Annotated in this window: 17 protein-coding genes and 1 tRNA gene; 10 read left to right on the top strand and 8 right to left on the bottom strand. The window is 61.1% G+C overall.

The features are described from left to right. Positions 1-39: 39 nt before the first annotated feature. From AC097O_RS03095 to AC097O_RS03105, 3 genes are all read left to right on the top strand, one after another. A tRNA-Arg gene (locus tag AC097O_RS03095) sits at positions 40-114 on the top strand. 131 nt (positions 115-245) lie between these two features. Next, positions 246-716, top strand: a complete 471-nt coding sequence (locus tag AC097O_RS03100; protein ID WP_479591414.1) for an OsmC family protein — start codon at positions 246-248, stop codon at positions 714-716. 8 nt (positions 717-724) lie between these two features. After that, positions 725-1375 carry an FMN-binding negative transcriptional regulator gene (locus AC097O_RS03105; protein WP_479591415.1) on the top strand — a complete coding sequence of 217 codons (651 nt, stop codon included), beginning with the start codon at positions 725-727 and terminating at the stop codon, positions 1373-1375. 56 nt (positions 1376-1431) lie between these two features. On the opposite strand, the gene AC097O_RS03110 is transcribed toward AC097O_RS03105, so the two are convergent. Further along, positions 1432-2616, bottom strand: coding sequence for a glycosyltransferase family 4 protein (locus tag AC097O_RS03110; RefSeq protein WP_479591416.1), 1185 nt, complete (start codon positions 2614-2616; stop codon positions 1432-1434). Positions 2617-2652: 36 nt separating this feature from the next. After that, a complete protein-coding gene (locus tag AC097O_RS03115) occupies positions 2653-3612 on the bottom strand; it encodes a GDP-mannose 4,6-dehydratase (protein ID WP_479591417.1) in 960 nt (319 codons plus the stop codon). A gap of 135 nt (positions 3613-3747) precedes the next feature. On the opposite strand from AC097O_RS03115, the gene AC097O_RS03120 reads away from it, so the two are divergent. Together AC097O_RS03120 and AC097O_RS03125 are read left to right on the top strand one after the other, a co-directional pair. Then, positions 3748-4719, top strand: a complete 972-nt coding sequence (locus AC097O_RS03120; RefSeq protein ID WP_479591418.1) for a glycosyltransferase family 2 protein — start codon at positions 3748-3750, stop codon at positions 4717-4719. A 43-nt stretch (positions 4720-4762) separates the two neighbouring features. After that, the gene (locus AC097O_RS03125) at positions 4763-5692 is read left to right on the top strand and encodes a glycosyltransferase (RefSeq protein WP_479591419.1); all 930 of its coding nucleotides are present in this window, start codon (positions 4763-4765) and stop codon (positions 5690-5692) included. A gap of 13 nt (positions 5693-5705) precedes the next feature. Here AC097O_RS03125 and AC097O_RS03130 read toward each other — a convergent pair whose 3' ends face one another. The 6 genes from AC097O_RS03130 to AC097O_RS03155 all read right to left on the bottom strand — a co-directional run bounded on the left by AC097O_RS03130 (position 5706) and on the right by AC097O_RS03155 (position 10351). Further along, a complete protein-coding gene (locus AC097O_RS03130; protein ID WP_479591420.1) occupies positions 5706-6443 on the bottom strand; it encodes a lysophospholipid acyltransferase family protein in 738 nt (245 codons plus the stop codon). 65 nt (positions 6444-6508) lie between these two features. Further along, positions 6509-7810 (bottom strand): dihydroorotase, encoded by a 1302-nt coding sequence (locus AC097O_RS03135; protein ID WP_479591421.1) that lies wholly within the window; start codon positions 7808-7810, stop codon positions 6509-6511. 73 nt (positions 7811-7883) lie between these two features. Next, a complete protein-coding gene (locus AC097O_RS03140; RefSeq protein WP_479591422.1) occupies positions 7884-8849 on the bottom strand; it encodes an aspartate carbamoyltransferase catalytic subunit in 966 nt (321 codons plus the stop codon). Between the two features lie 4 nt (positions 8850-8853). Beyond that, complete coding sequence (pyrR, locus tag AC097O_RS03145; RefSeq protein ID WP_479591469.1) at positions 8854-9342, bottom strand: bifunctional pyr operon transcriptional regulator/uracil phosphoribosyltransferase PyrR; 489 nt, start codon at positions 9340-9342, stop codon at positions 8854-8856. A gap of 8 nt (positions 9343-9350) precedes the next feature. Continuing rightward, a complete protein-coding gene (ruvX, locus tag AC097O_RS03150; protein ID WP_479591423.1) occupies positions 9351-9755 on the bottom strand; it encodes a Holliday junction resolvase RuvX in 405 nt (134 codons plus the stop codon). Then, a complete protein-coding gene (locus tag AC097O_RS03155; RefSeq protein ID WP_315228996.1) occupies positions 9752-10351 on the bottom strand; it encodes a YqgE/AlgH family protein in 600 nt (199 codons plus the stop codon). Before AC097O_RS03155 ends, ruvX begins: the two co-directional genes overlap by 4 nt. 174 nt (positions 10352-10525) lie before the next feature. Between AC097O_RS03155 and AC097O_RS03160 the strand changes: the two genes are divergently transcribed. The 5 genes from AC097O_RS03160 to glyA are packed head-to-tail and all read left to right on the top strand — an operon-like array spanning position 10526 to position 17028. Next, entirely contained in the window at positions 10526-11785 is a 1260-nt protein-coding gene (locus AC097O_RS03160) for a sarcosine oxidase subunit beta family protein (protein ID WP_315246838.1), read from the top strand. An 11-nt stretch (positions 11786-11796) separates the two neighbouring features. Continuing rightward, the gene (locus AC097O_RS03165; RefSeq protein ID WP_479586416.1) at positions 11797-12105 is read left to right on the top strand and encodes a sarcosine oxidase subunit delta; all 309 of its coding nucleotides are present in this window, start codon (positions 11797-11799) and stop codon (positions 12103-12105) included. Then, positions 12102-15098, top strand: coding sequence for a sarcosine oxidase subunit alpha family protein (locus AC097O_RS03170; protein ID WP_479591424.1), 2997 nt, complete (start codon positions 12102-12104; stop codon positions 15096-15098). The genes AC097O_RS03165 and AC097O_RS03170 overlap by 4 nt, the downstream gene beginning before the upstream one ends. Continuing rightward, entirely contained in the window at positions 15091-15744 is a 654-nt protein-coding gene (locus AC097O_RS03175; protein ID WP_479591425.1) for a sarcosine oxidase subunit gamma, read from the top strand. The genes AC097O_RS03170 and AC097O_RS03175 overlap by 8 nt, the downstream gene beginning before the upstream one ends. Positions 15745-15753: 9 nt before the next feature. Continuing rightward, positions 15754-17028: a serine hydroxymethyltransferase gene (gene glyA / locus AC097O_RS03180; RefSeq protein ID WP_479591426.1), complete on the top strand. Its 1275-nt coding sequence runs from the start codon at positions 15754-15756 to the stop codon at positions 17026-17028. Positions 17029-17030 lie beyond the last annotated feature (2 nt).

Raw genomic sequence — 17030 nt, forward strand, 5'->3', positions numbered from 1 at the left:
TAGAAAAACGGCCCGGCGCAGGCCCTACAATCCGCCCTCCCCCTTGTAGTTCAATGGATAGAACGAGTGCCTCCTAAGTGCTAAATACAGGTTCGATTCCTGTCGAGGGGACCAACTCTCCTGCTGTACAGGCACCCACCGATTTATAAAAAATCGGCACTCTGCGCTTATCCAATGGGCGTGGCAAGCTCTCATTTCAATAGCAACGGCAATCCACCGAAGCCACCGACCTGGAGACCCCCTGTATGGCCGAATTCACCGCCACCGTGGTCTGGCAGCGTGCCACCGACCCGCCAGAGCCCTTTACCGACCAGCGCTACAGCCGCCGCCATGCCTGGCAATTCGACGGCGGCTTGGCGGTGCCTGCCTCGTCCTCGCCGCATTCCGTACCGCTGCCGTTCTCGGACCCGGCGGCGGTAGACCCCGAAGAAGCGTTTGTGGCGGCGCTCTCCAGCTGCCACATGCTGTGGTTTCTGCACCTGGCGGCCAAGGCGGGCTGGGTGGTGGACCACTACGCCGATGCAGCCGTGGGCCAGATGGGCCGCAACGCGGCAGGCCGCATGGCCATGACCCAGGTGCTGCTGCGCCCCCATGTGCAATTCGCGCCAGGCCACGCGCCCACCCGCACCGCACTAGAACAACTGCACCACGCCGCGCACGATGCCTGCTACATCGCCAATTCGGTCACCACCGAAGTGGTGTGCGAACCCGTCTGACAAACCGCATGACCTACCTGCCCAAGCACTTCGAAGAAACCGACCCCGCCACCCTGCACACGCTGGTGCGCGCCCACCCGCTGGCCACCTGGGTGGTGCCGCAGACGGATGGCGAGCTGCTGGTCAACCACATCCCGTTTCTGCTGGATGCCGACCGAGGCCCTCACGGCACGCTGGTCGGCCATGTGGCGCGGGCCAACCCGGTTTGGCGGGCGCTGGGCGCTGCTGCCACGGTGGCGGTATTCCAGGGGCCCGAGGCCTATGTGTCGCCGTCCTGGTACCCCAGCAAGCCGGTGCACGGCAAGGTCGTGCCCACCTGGAATTACGCCGTGGTGCACGCCCACGGCATCGCCCGGGTGTTTGACGACCGAGAGCAGTTACGGGCCCTGGTGACGCGGCTCACCACCCGGCACGAAGCCGCCCTGCCCCTCCCCTGGCAGGTGGCCGATGCACCGGCTGCTTACATCGACACCATGCTGGGTGCTATCGTCGGCATCGAGATCCCGGTGCAGCTCTGGGTGGGCAAGTGGAAAGTCAGCCAGAACCGCACGGAAGACGACCGGCTGGGTGTGGCAGCAGGCTTGCAGGCGCGGGGCACAGCGCAGGCGGAGTCAATGGCGGTGCTGGTGCGAAATGCAGCAGATTCAAAAAGCAAATGAAATAAGGCTCTTGTGCTTACTCTATAAGCATTGTTAGCTATCTATTTGGTAGCTCTTCATGCGGGTAAGCCTGCCGCCAGGCTGCGGTACACGGCCTCGGTTTCCTCGCAGGTTCTGCGCCACGAAAACTGCTGCTGGCGCTGCTGACCCAGCGCGACCAGCTCTGCACGCCGTCCGGGCTGGTACAGAACCTCCGTCATGGCCGCATGCACCGACTGCGCATCCTTGGGCTCGAAATACACCGCGGCATCGCCCGCAATCTCTGGCAGCGAGCCCGCGTGGGCCAGTACCGCCGGACAGGCGTTGCTGAACGCCTCTAGCACGGGTATACCAAATCCTTCATACAAAGACGGAAACACAAAAGCCAGGGCCCGCTGGTACAGCAACGCCAGTTCGGTGTCACTTGCGGCATGCTGGTGCACCCTGTCGGCAATACCGTGGGTTTCAAAGAAGATTTTTTCATTTTTATGAAAAGGACCACCGGTGCAAAAAATATGCAAAGTCGGGTCCGCGTCCATCAAAGCGCGCATGCTGTTAATGAAAAAATAGAAATTCTTGTAAATCGTGCGGGCACCTACAAACAAGATATAGCGTTCTGGCAATGCCGCGGTCAAGGGCGACGTAGTTACCCCACCCGCAACTGCGCGCATGGAGGTCGCCAAATGCGTTATCGCTATTTTGTCGGGTGCAACTCCGAAAAATCGGATCAAATCTTTTTTTGTGCATTCAGAGATAGCCACGATCTTGTGTGCCATTTTGGCCAAACCTCTTTTTTGCTCAGACACCTTGTCTGCCAAACTGAAGCATTCCGGGTATATCTCATGGATCATGTCATACACTGTCAGCACAAATGGCTTTTCACCCATGTAAGGCAAGAAATAATCATCGTAGTAGGTAGGATGGAATACATCAAAATCCTTCTTTTTCAACGCTTCGATTGACAAGGACTTATTTACTGCATCTGTTTCAATAGGTTTTTTTATTTTATTTCGCGCAGAATATAAATTCCATTTTCCCTTGAAATCACGTCCTGGTATAAAATTCTCATAGGCACCTGGATCATCGTTGGCCTTATGGGAAAAAATAGATTTTCTAAGATATTCATTTTTCGAATACATCAGTGATACATCTACCTTGGCATCTCCATTCTGACTCAAGCCCTCCATGATTTCGCAGAAATAACGAGAAATTCCACCAAATTTCTGCTGTTCAAAAATCTGGTGGTCGTATAGTATTTTCATGGCAATTTGATTAAAAGCTAATGCGCAAATAGAAAACTATGCCGCAGCCATGGCCGCCACTACATCGGGCATGAGTTTTTGGGCCTTCCAGCCTAAAACACGCTCTGCTTTAGAGGGATCACCTGCAATCAACAACGGATCTGTAGGACGTAACAAATGCGAGGCCTGCTCCACATGCTCTCGCCAATCCAGTTCAAAATGCATAAATGCCAAAGACACAAACTCTTCCAGTGAATGCGTGACTCCGGTTGCAATCACATAGTCTTGCGCCGTGTCGTTTTGCAAAATTCGCCACATGGCATCCACATATTCGGGCGCCCACCCCCAATCCCGCTGAATATCCAAACGTCCTAACTGAAGTTTTTCATCAGACCCTTGGGCAATACGCCGTGCGGTACTGATTATTTTTTGGGTAACAAACCGCGCAGGCCGCAAAGGTGATTCGTGGTTGAACAAAATACCCGTGCAAGCATGAATGCCATAGGCGTTGCGATAATTGTCCAGCAGCCAATGGGCCGACGCTTTGGCCACTGCATACGGACTACTGGGCTTGAAAGGTGTTTCCTCATTAGCCAACTGGCCATGGGTATCGCCAAAGCATTCACTGGAACCCGCATGGTAAAAGCGGATCGGATAATCCATCAATCGACAGGCCTCCAACACATTGAGCACACCAACCACCGTACTCTGTATAGTTTCTGCTGGTTGCTCAAATGAAAGCCCCACAGAAGACTGGCCGGCAAGATAATAAATTTCGTCCGGCTGGCTTTGCCGGACAGCCATAAATACCGACCGAAAATCCCCAGGCACCAGGGAAAGCGTTTGGATCGACCCTGCAATTCCCAATGACACCAAATTGCGAAAACTGGCCCCTTGCACGTCCCGGGAGGTACCCCATACGGTGTAACCCTTTCCCAGGAGGAACTGGGCGAGATATCCGCCGTCCTGCCCCGCCACGCCACATATCAGAGCTGTTTTACTTTGGGGTGATTTCATACAGTTTTTTATATTTTGTTACTAAATTTAACGATAGAATATCATAGACCAGGCTTCGGTACAAGTCGATGCTACTTTTATAGCGCCTGGATGTGACCGCATGAAATTAAACAGCCATTTAACACCTCTTGAAAAATGCAAAAAACTGCATCACCAAAAGTTTCCATAATTATGCCCGTGTTCAACACAGGGAAATATCTGAACGAGGCCATTCAATCGGTACTGGAACAGCAACCCAGCATGGATTGCGAGGTTCCTACTTTTGAACTGGTGGTGGTAGACGACCACAGTACCGATCCGTATACGCTTGAGATTTTGCAGATTTTTTCCAATGCCGATCCGCGCGTCACAGTACTCAAAAATCAAAGATCAAAAGGTGCTGCCGGCGCCCGCAATACCGGCATTGTTCACTCCCAAGGGGAATGGATTGGATTTCTTGATTCAGATGACATATTAACCCCTCAGTCGCTTATATCACGCTGGCATGCCATTCTGAAAAATCCCGAAATTGAATGGATTGGAGCCAAATTCAAACTATTGAAACCTAAAACAGATGCCTCTGGTGTTCCATTTTTCGAAACAGCCAAAGAACTGATCGCCCATATTCCACCCAACAGTTTGCCTGCCACAGCAAAACGACTGCAAAGGCCAGTAGAAGATTTTTCCAAGAGTTGCATGATTGGCATCATGACTGTGCTGATTAAGCGAGAGCTTATTACTGGAAAAGGCATGTTCAACGAGAAACTGCGCCGCGCCGAAGATTACCATTTATGGTTTCAATGCGCGTTTCAGCATGATCTGTGGATACTGGATGCCGATATTGCCTTTTACCGCATCCATTCCGCCAGCCTGACCCATGGCGATGCGCCAAAGTTACTGCATGAAGATGCCATGATCGAGTTGCTGTTGAAAGACCCGCTAGGTATGGCGCACAAAGAGTTGCTGCTTAAGCGTTTTGATCTTGTCATGCAAGACAATTGTTACTTTTATCGCGGTAAACGGCGATTTGGAACCGCCTTGCGCAACACATTACAATGGCTTACAAAACGGCCCGGCAATCCTGCGGCCTGGAAAGAGTTGCTTGCCTGCTGTCTCAGGGTTGCCTGAGTCACTCCATTTGACAAACGCCCCCTGGATCAAGGATCACCTGATGGGAAAAGAAGTTCTGGTGTCGGCGATTGTGTCCACCTACCGTTCCGAGCGGTTTATGCGCCATTGCCTGGAAGACTTGGAACGCCAGACCATCGCAGACCAGTTGGAAATTATCGTTATTGACAGTTGCTCGCCTGAAAATGAAGGCGACATCGTCAGAGATTTCCAAAGCCGCTACAGCAATATCGTGTACCTGCGCACCGACCAGCGCGAAGGGCTTTACACCGCCTGGAACCGCGCCATAGCCATGGCCAAAGGCAAGTATTTGACCAATGCCAATACCGATGACCGCCACCACCCCAGCGCATTTGAGAGGTTGGTAAAGCAATTGGATGACGCACCCGAGTGCGTTCTGGCCTACCACGACCAATTCACCAGCACGATTGAGAACGAGTGCTTTGAAGCCTGTGCTGCCCGCAATCCCCGGCAATTCAAACTGCCTGATTTTTCGCATGACACGCTGATTCTGGGCTGCCTGACGGGTTCGCAGCCAATGTGGCGCAGGAGCGTGCATGCCGAGCATGGGGTGTTCAGCGAGGAATACCGGATCGCTGCAGATTTTGAGTTCTGGATGCGGATTGCGCAGACGCATCCCTTCGTCCATATTGCCGAGCCATTGGGCGTTTTCTACGATTCTCCGAACACTTTATCGGGTGCGAATAACCGGTTTGCCGTAGATAAGGAAACCCTGGATGTGCAGTTGGTGTATCTCGACCGCGCCCCCTGGAATAAAAACCCCAAAAATCGCACCCGGCTGGCACAAACGGTATTTGCCATCGGTTACCACTATGTAGAAAAGCTGCAGGATCTGACCAAGGCCAAGCTGTTTCTATGGACGGCGTGGAAGCTGGACATCACCAACCTGCATCTGGCCAAGACGTTCCTGCTGCGCGGCGTTCTCAAAAGCCAACATGGCCTGAAAGCCTGAAAGCCCGAAGGGCTCAGGGCTGTCGCAACTGTTCCACGGTGCGCTGCAAATCCTGCGCCCAGGTGCGGCGGTCGCGGCCCTCGGCGCGTTCGGGTAGGCCAAAACACACTTCGGCCCCCAAGTCGTTGGCTCCTAGCGTGCGCCACAGCGACCCCAGCAGGGTCTCGTCCCCCACAAAACTGGGCGCGAAGTGCAAGGCCCCGGTGTGCACATCTACAAAGCGCAAGGCCAGTGGCAGCACCGGCACATCGGCCGATATCGCTGCCTGCAGCAGATTGGCGTGAAACGGCAGCATGGCGCGGCCATCGCCCGTGGTGCCTTCGGGGAACACGGCGACGACCTCGCCCGCCTGTAGCCGCTCGGCCATGTGGTGGACCACGCGCATCGCGTCGCGGCGGGATTCGCGCTCGATGTACAGCGTGCCCGCGCCGGTGGCTAGCGTGCCGACAATGGGCCAGTGCTTGACATCGGCTTTGGACACAAACCGGCAGTAGCCCGCCGCATGGATAACCGCAATGTCCAGCCACGAAATGTGGTTGGCCACCAGCAGCAAGGGGCCCTGGGCCGGGGGCGTGCCCTGCACCCGCAGCGTGATGCCCAACACCTTGAGCACCTGCAGCGACCAGGCCTGCACCCGTTGGCCGCGTGCGGCATCGTCCATCTGGGGAAAGTGGCGGCGGATGGTCCACCAGCCTACGGCGATGTGCCGCACCAGGTGGAGCAGCTTGGCCAGGACGCGAAATAGTCGCATGAAATTTATAAGAAATAGGCCGCCAGCGCTTATTCCGTAAGCACGAGCAGCTATTTATTTGATAGTTAAACCAGGCGGGCCTCAAAGGCCACGTGCCCGGCCACTACCGCGCAACGCACCCGGCCCGGCAGCTCGTAGCCCGAGAACGGCGTGTGCTTGCCCTGGCTGCGCAGGCTGTCGGCGGTGACGGTCCAGCGGGCCGCAGGGTCGTAGACGCAGACGTCGGCCACGCCGCCCACCACCAACTGGCCCACGCTGGCTTGCAGCGTACCCAGGCTGGTGCCCAGCACGGCGGCGGGGGCGCTGGTGACGGTGGCCAGCGCGCGGTGCAGGGGCACGCCATCGTCTTCGCTCCACTTCAAGGCCAGGCTGAGCAGCAACTCCAGGCCGGTGGCACCCGGCTCGGCTTCGGCAAACGGCAGGGCTTTGGCATCGGCCTCGACCGGCGTGTGGTCGGACACCAGCGCGTCGATGGTGCCGTCGGCCAGGGCGGCGCGCAGGGCATCGCGGTCCCGCTGCTGGCGCAGGGGCGGGGTCAGGCGGGCGCGGCTGTCGAAGTAGCCGATGTCGGTGTCGGTCAAATGCAGCGAGTTGATGCTGACGTCGCAGGTCACGCGCAGGCCGTCTTTCTTGGCCTGGCGCACCAGGGCGATGCCTGCGGCGCTGCTGATGCGGCACAGGTGGACGCGCGCGCCGGTGGTCTTGAGCAGCTCGAAAATGGTGTGCAGCGCAATGGTTTCTGCGGCCACCGGCACGCCGCCCAGGCCCATGCGGGTGGCCAGCGCGCCGCTGGCGGCCACGCCCTTGCCCAGGTGCAGCTCTTGCGGGCGCAGCCAGACGGGGTAGTCGAAGGTGGCGGCGTATTGCAGCGCGCGCTGCAACACCTGGGTGTTGCCCAGCGGCACTTCGGCCTGGCCGAAGCCGATACAGCCCGCGCCGGTGAGCTCGACCATCTCGGTCAACACCTCGCCCTGCAAGCCCCGGGTGAGCGCGCCCAACGGGAACAGGCGCGCCTGGTGGTTCTTTTTGGCGCGGAACTTCAGCATCTGCACCAGGCCGGGCTCGTCCAGCACGGGGTCGGTGTCGGGCGGGCAGACCAGGCTGGTCACGCCACCTGCCGCTGCCGCCGCCATTTCAGACTCCATCATGCCTTCGTGCTCATAGCCAGGCTCGCGCAGGCGGGCGCACAGGTCCACCAAGCCGGGCAGCACGATGCAGCCACTGGCATCGACCACGCGGTCGGGCGTGAAGTCGGGCAGATCGCGGCCCATGGCAATGATGCGGCCCGTGGCGATGGCGATGGGGCCGGTGGTGTCCAGGCCGCTGGCGGGGTCGATGATGCGACCGTGTTGGATCAGGGTTTTCATATTTTTATACCAAATAGGGCTCTAGCGCTTATTGAAAAAGCGCAAGCAGCTATTGATTGCATAGCAACCACGGTCAAGCTTCGTTGCCTGCGACGATGCCCATCACCGCCATGCGCACGGCGATGCCGAAGGTCACCTGCGGCAGGATCACGGCCTGCTTGCCGTCGACCACGGCAGAGTCGATTTCCACGCCCCGGTTGATCGGGCCGGGGTGCATCACGATGGCATCGGGCTTGGCCAGAGCGAGCTTTTCCGGTGTCAGGCCGAAGCTGCGGAAATACTCCTGGCTGGACGGCAGCAGCGCGCCGCTCATGCGCTCGTTTTGCAGGCGCAGCATGATGACCACGTCGCAATTCTTGATGCCCTCTTCCAGCGTGTGGCAGACGCGCACGCCCATCTGCGCCATGTCGGCCGGCACCAGGGTTTTGGGGCCGACCACGCGCACTTCGGCGCAGCCCAGGGTAGTGAGCGCGTGGATGTCGGAGCGGGCCACGCGGGAGTGCAGCACGTCGCCGACGATAGCCACGGTGAGGTTGCTGAAGTCTTTTTTGTAGTGCCGGATGGTGTACATGTCCAGCAGACCCTGGGTCGGGTGGGCGTGGCGGCCATCGCCTGCGTTCACCACGTGCACGTGGGGTGCCACGTGCTGGGCGATCAGGTAGGGCGCACCGGATTCGCTGTGCCGCACCACAAAGATGTCGGCGGCCATGGCGCTGAGGTTGGCGATGGTGTCCAGCAGCGACTCGCCCTTGGCGGCGCTGGAGCGGGCAATGTCGAGGTTGATCACATCCGCGCTCAGGCGCTTGGCCGCAATGTCGAAGGTGGTGCGGGTGCGGGTGGAGTTCTCGAAGAACAGGTTGAACACGCTTTTGCCGCGCAGCAAGGGCACTTTTTTGACCTCGCGGTCGTTCACGCTGACGAAATTGGCGGCGGTGTCCAGAATCTGCGTCAGGATGTCTTTGGGCAGGCCTTCGGTGGACAGCAGGTGGACCAGCTCGCCGTGCTTGTTGAGTTGGGGGTTGTTGCGTTTGTAGAGCATCTTGTCAGCCTTCTACGTTGAAACTGAAGGCACCGGTGGCGCTGCGCGCCAATTCGAGCTTCTGGGTGGCGGGCAGCGCCACGCGGGCAGCGGCAAAGTCGGGATGGATAGGGAGTTCGCGCCCGCCACGGTCCACCAGCACAGCCAGCTTGACTTTGGTCGGGCGGCCATAGTCGAACAACTCGTTGACCACGGCGCGGATGGTGCGGCCGGTGTAGAGCACGTCGTCCAGCAGGATGATGTCGGCCCCATTCACGTCAAAGTCCAGCGCGGTCTGCCCGCCACTGCCCGACACCATGCCGCGCTGCGAGAAATCGTCGCGGTGCATGGCGGATGAGATCACGCCGGGCTTGCCGGGCAGTTGCAGGTCGGCCTGCAGGCGCTCGGCCAGCCAGGCCCCGCCGGAGGTGATGCCGACCAGGCGGGTGTCGGCATTCAGCAAGGCTTTGACACCCTTGAGTAATTCAAGGTAAAGGGCCTCGGCGTTCAGCATGAGTGTGCTCACGGGATACTCCTCAAAAATTGTTCCAGGATGATGCAGGCGGCTGCGGCATCTGCGTCTTTTGCGCCCATCTCCAGCGCTTCTGTGGTGCTATAGCGCTCATCTACCTCGAAAACCGGCAGATTGAAGCGCCCGCGCAACTGGCGGGCAAACTTTTGCGCACGCCGGGTGTTGTCGTGGGCCGCGCCGTCGGGGTGGAAGGGCACGCCGATCACCAAGGCATCGGGCTGCCATTCCTTGACACGGGCGGCGATGGGGATGAAACGGGCATCGCCCTCGGCAGTGATGGTGCCCTGCGGCGTGGCGGTGCGGGTCAGGCGGTTGCCGACGGCAACGCCGGTGCGCTTTTGGCCATAGTCGAAGGCCAGGAAGGATTGCAAATGTGCGGGGACGGGCTCCGTCATGCGTGGCCCGCTTCGGGCGAGAGCATCCACGACTGCAAACCCAGCAGCAGCAAAGCCTGGTCGTAACGCTCGGCCACCGGGGTGTCGAAGATCACGCCCAGGTCGGCTTCTACCGTGAGCCAGCTGTTTTCGCCCAGCTCGGCTTCCAGCTGGCCCTCGCCCCAGGCCGAATAGCCCAGGGACACCAGCACCCGGCGCGGCCCGGCCCCGGTGGACAGGGCTTCGAGCACGTCTTTGGAGGTGGTCATCTCCAGCCCACCGGGGATGGCCATGGTGGAGGCGTAGACGGATTCCGAGGGGTCGATATCGGTGCCGATAAAGGCCTCGTGCAGCACAAAGCCGCGCTCGGTCTGCACCGGGCCGCCCTGGAACACCGGGCTATCGCTCAGGTCGGCGCGCCGCAGCGGCAGCTCGACCTTGTCGAACAGGCTTTTCAGGCTGATGTCGCTGGGTTTGTTGATCACCAGGCCCATGGCACCGCGCGGGCTGTGTTCGCACAGGTAAACCACGCTTTTGGCGAAGGCTTCGTCCTCCAGACCAGGCATCGCAATCAAAAAGTGATGCGTCAGGTTCATGGGGGCAGTGTCGGTGGTCATCCGGCGATTTTAAGGGTTCAATCGGCATAGAAATGCACGGGCTGTAAAGCGACAAATTTGACGCAATCCGACGGAATGTCGAATTTGAACAAGTGTGCGTCTGCGAGGCGCAAGGTGACACACGGGCGACATCCAACAATGCAGCCAGATTCATTGGACCCCCACGAGAGCACTATGCGCGGCCAAAACTACTCCCTCTGGAGCCTGCTCAAGCACGGCTTTAAAAACCACCAAACCTGGGAACCCGCCTGGGAACGGGTGGCCTTGAAACCTTCCTACGACGTGGTCATCGTCGGCGGTGGCGGGCACGGCCTGGCCACAGCCTACTACCTGGCCAAGAACCACCCTGAGGTGGGCAAGATCGCAGTGCTGGAAAAAGGCTACCTCGGCGGCGGCAACACCGCCCGCAACACCACCATCGTGCGCTCCAACTACCTGTGGGACGAGTCGGCGGCGATTTACGAGCATTCGCTGAAGCTCTGGGAAGGCCTGACCGAAGACCTGAACTTCAACGTCATGTTCAGCCAGCGCGGCGTGTTCAACCTGGGCCACACCCTGCAAGACATGCGCGACATCGAGCGCCGGGTCAATGCCAACGCCCTGCAAGGCGTGGATGCCCACGTGCTGAACGCACAAGAAGTCAAAGAAAAAATCCCCCAGCTCGACTGCAGCCGCAGCCGCCGCTTCCCCGTATTGGGTGCCAGCTGGCAGCCCCGTGCCGGTGTGGCCCACCACGATGCAGTAGCCCGGGGCTTTGCCCGCGCCGCCAGTCGCCTGGGTGTGGACCTGATCGAAGGCTGCGAAGTCACCGGCATGGACATCCAGAACGGCCAGATCCGAGGCCTGCAAACCAACCTGGGTGCCATCAAGACCGAACGCGTGGGTTGCGTGGCCGCGGGTCACTCCTCGGTGCTGGCCAAGATGGCCGGGCTGCGCATGCCGCTGGAAAGCCACCCGCTGCAGGCCTTTGTGTCTGAATCCATGCAGCGCGTGATCGACACCGTGATCATGTCCAACGCGGTGCACGGCTACCTGAGCCAGTCCGACAAGGGCGAGTTGGTGATCGGCGCAGGCATCGACAGCTACCTGGGCTACGGCCAGCGCGGCAGCCCGCACGTGATCGAACACACCGCCGCCGCCATCATCGAACTGTTCCCGCAGTTCTCGCGCGTGCGCATGAACCGCCAGTGGGGCGGGATTGTGGACGTGACCCCGGATGCCTGCCCGATCATCTCCAAGACCGCCGTGCAAGGCCTGTTCTTCAACTGCGGTTGGGGTACCGGCGGCTTCAAGGCCACGCCGGGTTCCGGCCATGTGTTTGCCGACATGCTGGCCAAGGGCGAAGCAGGCCCGCTGTCCAAAGCCTTCTCCGTAGACCGCTTCCATACCGGCCATTTGATCGACGAACACGGCGCCGCTGGCGTTGCCCACTGAGCGAGACCACCATGTTTTTATTGCACTGCCCCCACTGCGGCGAAACGCGGGACGAAGAAGAGTTCAGCAACGCCGGTGAAGCCTATATCCCCCGCCCTGCCAAGCCCGAAGAGGTGGACGATGCCACCTGGGGCGACTATGTTTTCATGCGCCGCAACACCAAAGGCTGGTTTTGGGAGCAATGGCAGCACACCGCGGCCTGCCGTAAGGTGTTTGCCGTGAAACGCAACACCGCCACCTACGAAATTGCCGGGAGCTGGACGCTGGCCGAAGGCAAAGCACTGTTTCTGGCCGATCTGGCCCAGGAGAAATCGGCATGAGCGGTATCCGCGTCCCCCAAACCACCGCGCGCATCGACACCACGCGCACAGTGAAGTTCACTTTCGATGGCCGCGAATACACCGGCCACCCCGGCGACACGCTGGCCTCTGCCCTGCTCGCCCATGGCGTGCGCCGCATGGCCCGCAGCTTCAAATATGGCCGCCCCCGCGGCATCATCGGCGCGGGTGCGGAAGAACCCAATTCGCTGGTGCAAATGGGCGTGGGCGCGCTGACCACGCCCAACGTCAAAGCCACCCAGGCTGAGATGTACGACGGTTTGAGCGCCCGCTCCACCTCGGGCTGGCCTTCGTTGGACTTTGATTTGAAATCGGTGCTGGGCCAGGGCTCGCGCTTCATGCCTGCGGGCTTCTACAGCAAGACCTTCAAATGGCCGCAAAAGCTGTGGCCGCTGTACGAGACCGTGATCCGCAAGTTTGCCGGGTTTGGCGATGCCCCCACCGAGCCCGATCCCGAAAAATACGACCACTTGCACCACCATGTGGACGTGCTGGTGGTGGGCGGCGGTGCCTGTGGCCTGTTGGCCGCGCTGCAAGCCGGGCGCGCCGGGCTCAAGACCCTGCTGGTGGACGAACAAAATGAACTGGGCGGCTGGTTGCTGTCCGACCCCACGGCGCAGATCGATGGCCGTACCAGCGATGCCTACATCCGCTCGGTGCAAGCTGCCCTGGCCGATATGCCCCACGTCACCGTATTGCCCCGCACCACGGCCTTCGGCATGTACGAGCAAAACCTGGTGCAAGCCGTGGAGCTGGTGCAAGACCACATCGCCCCCGCCCAGCGCCAGGCCCACCTGCCGCGCCACCGCATGCACAAGATCCGCGCCCACCAGGTGGTGCTGGCCACCGGTGCCATCGAACGCCCCCTGGTGTTTGGCAACAACGACCTGCCCGGCGTAATGACCGTGTCGGCGGGCCAGACTTTCCTGGTGCGCTACGGCGTGCGGGTGGGCGAGCGCATCGTCATCTGCGGCACCAGCGACCTGGTCCACGACTGCGCCGAAGTGCTGGCCAAAGCCGGTGCCGTTGTGACCGTGGCCGATGTGCGCCATGGCGCGGTGGCCCGCAATGGCAGCTACACCGTGATGGCAGGCCACGGCATTGCCGAAGTCACCGGCGGCAGCGAGGTCAAGGGCGTACGCCTGGTGCCCCTGCACGCCACCAAGGACGAGGTGGCAGGCACCGGCACACACATCGCCTGTGACGTGGTGCTGAGCTCCGGCGGTTTGTCGCCCACCGTGCATTTGTTCTGCCACGACGGCAGCCGCCCCACCTGGGATGAAGCCGTCGCCGCCTTCGTGGTGCCGCGCACAGGCCGCAAGGGCGTGGCCTGCGTGGGTTCGGTCACCGGAGCGTTCGAGCTGTCCGACGCACTGGCGCAAACCACCCATGCCATGCAACAGGTACTGGCCACCTGCGGCAAGCGCGAATCGCTGCAAGTCCCCGCCTGCATCCAGCCCAAGCGCCTGGCGGCCCGCCCCATGTTCCGCCTGCCCGACGGCAAGCAAGAAGGTGCAGGTGCCAAGGCCTTTGTGGACTACCAGAACGACGTGAGCGCCGCCGACATCGAGCTGGCCGTGCGCGAGAACTACCACTCCATCGAGCACGTCAAGCGCTACACCGCTTTGGGCTTCGGTACCGACCAGGGCAAGCTGTCGAATGTGAACGGCTTCGTCATCACCGCCCGCGCCCTGAAGCGCCCGGTGAACCAGGTGGGCACCACCACCTACCGCCCGGCCTACACCCCGGTGAGCCTGGGCGCGCTGGCCGGCACCATGACCGAAGAGCTGTTTGACCCGAACCGCTACAGCGCCATCCATGCCTCCCATGTGGCACGCAACGCCGCCCTGGAGCCGGTAGGCCAATGGCAACGGCCCTGGTACTTTGCCAAGCCCGGTGAAGATCTGCACGCCGCCGTCAACCGCGAATGCCTGGCCGCCCGAAACGGCGTGGCCGTGATGGACGCGTCTACCCTGGGCAAGATCCAGATCGATGGCCCGGATGCCCGCGAATTCCTGAACCGCATCTACGCCAACGCCTGGACCCAGCTCGCCGTGGGCAAATGCCGCTACGGCCTGATGCTGGACGAAAACGGCATGGTGATGGACGACGGCGTGACTGCCTGCATCCAGCAAAACCAGTTCTACATGACCACCACCACCGGCGGTGCCGCCCGCGTGCTGAACTGGCTGGAGCGCTGGCACCAGACCGAGTGGCCCGAACTCAAGGTGTGGATGACCTCGGTGACGGACCACTGGTCCACCGTGGCCCTGGTCGGCCCCAAGGCCCGCGCCGTGCTGGCCAAGCTGTGCCCCGACATCGACCTCTCGCCCGAGAACTTCAAGTTCATGGACTGGCGCGCTGGCACGGTCAACGGCCTGCCCGCCCGCGTGTTCCGCATCAGCTTCTCCGGCGAACTGTCGTACGAGCTGAATGTCGAATCCGGCTACGGCCACGCCCTGTGGGAGGCCGTGATGGCCGCCGGGGCCGAGTTCGACATCACGCCCTACGGCACGGAAACCATGCACGTGCTGCGGGCTGAAAAGGGCTTCATCATCGTCGGCCAGGACACCGACGGCTCCATGAGCCCGATGGACCTGGACATGGCCTGGGCCGTGGGCATGAAGAAGCCGTTCAGCTTCCTGGGCAAACGCTCGCTGGCCCGCAGCGACACAGCCCGCGAAGGCCGCAAACAACTCGTGGGCTTGCTACCAGAAGACCCGAACACCGTGCTGATCGAAGGCGCGCAAATCATGGAAAGCCCCACGGTGGGCAGCAGCAACCAGATGCTGGGCCACGTGACTTCCAGCTACCACAGCGCCTTCCTGGGCCGCTCCATCGCCATGGCGGTAGTCGCCGGTGGCCTGCAGCGCAAGGAGCAAACCCTGTACGTGCATGCCCACGGCAAGGTGACACCGGTGAAGGTGGGCGGCAGCGTGTTTGTCGATGTGAAAGGTGACCGTCAAAATGTCTAAAGATTTGAACGCGATGCTGGAATCCCCCCTGCACGCCTTTGACCTGCCCGCCCGCGTGGCGGCACCCACCGCCCAAAACCGGGTGGTGGTGAGCGAACTGGGCAACATGGGCTACATCGTGCTGCGCGGCAAGGCCGACGATGAAGCCTTCATGCAGGCCGTGGCCGGTGTGCTGGGCCAGGCCTTGCCGACCCAGCCGATGACCGTGCTGGCCACCACCGCCGGTGTAGTGCTGTGGGTATCGCCCGACGAATGGCTGCTGGTGTGCAAGCGCTCAACCCGCGATAGCCTGCTGGCCGCACTGACCGCCGCCGTGCAAGACCTGTTTGCCCAGGTGGTGGACAACAGCGGTGGCCTGACCGCCATGCGCCTGAGCGGCCCTGACCACCTGTTGCTGCTGCGCCAGATGGGCCCGTATGACTACGAGAGCCTGGCCGTGGGCCGCTGTGCCAGCACCGTGGTGTCCAAAACCGGGCTCACCGTGGCCCGTACCGACGAAGCGGGTGTGGTGCTGGTGTTCCGCCGCAGCTTTGCCGACTACACCTGGCGCCTGCTGGAACGCACCGCCCTGCCCTACCGCCTGTGCATCACCAGCCCGGCGCAATGCGCCGACCCTGTGTTCACCCCCTTGTTTGAAACCGTTTAGGACTCTGCCATGACAACCGAAAGCTTCTTCTCCGTGGGTGTGGCCCAGGCCGACCCCGCCGTCAGCGTCGCGATGGACCACGAACTGCAACGCCAGCGCGAACAGATCGAACTCATCGCCTCGGAAAACATCGTCTCCAAGGCCGTGCTCGAAGCCCAGGGCTCGGTGCTGACCAACAAGTACGCCGAAGGCTACCCCGGCAAGCGCTACTACGGCGGCTGCGAGCACGTGGATGTGGTCGAAGCCCTGGCCATCGAGCGCCTGTGCAAACTGTTTGGCTGCGAATACGCCAATGTGCAACCGCATTCCGGCGCGCAGGCCAATACAGCGGTGATGCTGGCCCTGGTGCAGCCCGGCGACACCGTGCTGGGCATGTCGCTGTCGGCAGGCGGCCATTTGACGCACGGTGCCAAACCGGCGCTGTCGGGCAAATGGTTCAAGGCCGTGCAATACGGCGTACGCCGTGCCGATTCGCTGATCGACTACGACGAAGTCGAAGCCCTGGCCGTGGAACACCAGCCCAAGATGATCATTGCCGGCTTCTCGGCCTACCCCCGCACCATCGACTGGGCGCGCTTTCGCGCCATCGCCGACAAGGTGGGGGCCTACCTGATGGTGGACATGGCCCACGTGGCCGGTCTGGTCGCCACCGGCGTGTACCCCAGCCCGGTGCCGCACGCCCATGTGACCACTTCCACCACCCACAAGACCCTGCGCGGCCCGCGCGGCGGCGTGATCTTGACCAACGACGAGGCCTTGTCGAAGAAGATCAACTCCGCCGTGTTTCCCGGTTCGCAAGGCGGCCCGCTGATGCACGTGATTGCGGCGAAGGCCGTGGCCTTTGGCGAAGCCCTGCAACCCAGCTTCAAGGCCTACACCCAGCAGGTGGTGGCCAATGCCAAAGCCCTGGGCGCAGTGCTCAAGGCCGGTGGCCTAGACCTGGTGACCGGCGGCACCGACAACCACCTGCTGCTGGTCGATCTGCGCCCCCTGGGCCTGAAAGGCAACACCACCGAAGTGGCGCTGGAGCGCGCAGGCATCACCTGCAACAAGAACGGCATACCGTTTGACGACGAAAAGCCCACCGTCACCTCGGGCATCCGCGTCGGCACCGCAGCAGGCACCACGCGTGGCTTCGGCGCGGCCGAGTTTGAAGAAGTGGGCCGTTTGATGCTGGAAGTATTCAACAGCCTGAAGACAAAACCGGAGGGCGATGCTGCCCTGGAAGCCTCGGTCTACGCCCGGGTCAAAGCCCTGACTGCCCGTTTCCCCCTCTACGCCTAAAG

It is taken from the genome of Rhodoferax sp. LS1P39 (genome assembly GCF_056521425.1).

Coding starts and splice junctions, on each gene's coding strand:
- AC097O_RS03120 (WP_479591418.1), top strand. CDS start 3,748: ATGCAAAAAACTGCATCACCAAAAGTTTCCATAATTATGCCCGTGTTC.
- AC097O_RS03130 (WP_479591420.1), bottom strand. CDS start 6,443: ATGCGACTATTTCGCGTCCTGGCCAAGCTGCTCCACCTGGTGCGGCAC.
- pyrR (WP_479591469.1), bottom strand. CDS start 9,342: ATGCTGAACGCCGAGGCCCTTTACCTTGAATTACTCAAGGGTGTCAAA.
- AC097O_RS03175 (WP_479591425.1), top strand. CDS start 15,091: ATGTCTAAAGATTTGAACGCGATGCTGGAATCCCCCCTGCACGCCTTT.
- AC097O_RS03140 (WP_479591422.1), bottom strand. CDS start 8,849: ATGCTCTACAAACGCAACAACCCCCAACTCAACAAGCACGGCGAGCTG.
- glyA (WP_479591426.1), top strand. CDS start 15,754: ATGACAACCGAAAGCTTCTTCTCCGTGGGTGTGGCCCAGGCCGACCCC.
- ruvX (WP_479591423.1), bottom strand. CDS start 9,755: ATGACGGAGCCCGTCCCCGCACATTTGCAATCCTTCCTGGCCTTCGAC.
- AC097O_RS03125 (WP_479591419.1), top strand. CDS start 4,763: ATGGGAAAAGAAGTTCTGGTGTCGGCGATTGTGTCCACCTACCGTTCC.
- AC097O_RS03165 (WP_479586416.1), top strand. CDS start 11,797: ATGTTTTTATTGCACTGCCCCCACTGCGGCGAAACGCGGGACGAAGAA.
- AC097O_RS03115 (WP_479591417.1), bottom strand. CDS start 3,612: ATGAAATCACCCCAAAGTAAAACAGCTCTGATATGTGGCGTGGCGGGG.
- AC097O_RS03155 (WP_315228996.1), bottom strand. CDS start 10,351: ATGACCACCGACACTGCCCCCATGAACCTGACGCATCACTTTTTGATT.
- AC097O_RS03100 (WP_479591414.1), top strand. CDS start 246: ATGGCCGAATTCACCGCCACCGTGGTCTGGCAGCGTGCCACCGACCCG.
- AC097O_RS03110 (WP_479591416.1), bottom strand. CDS start 2,616: ATGAAAATACTATACGACCACCAGATTTTTGAACAGCAGAAATTTGGT.
- AC097O_RS03160 (WP_315246838.1), top strand. CDS start 10,526: ATGCGCGGCCAAAACTACTCCCTCTGGAGCCTGCTCAAGCACGGCTTT.
- AC097O_RS03105 (WP_479591415.1), top strand. CDS start 725: ATGACCTACCTGCCCAAGCACTTCGAAGAAACCGACCCCGCCACCCTG.
- AC097O_RS03135 (WP_479591421.1), bottom strand. CDS start 7,810: ATGAAAACCCTGATCCAACACGGTCGCATCATCGACCCCGCCAGCGGC.
- AC097O_RS03170 (WP_479591424.1), top strand. CDS start 12,102: ATGAGCGGTATCCGCGTCCCCCAAACCACCGCGCGCATCGACACCACG.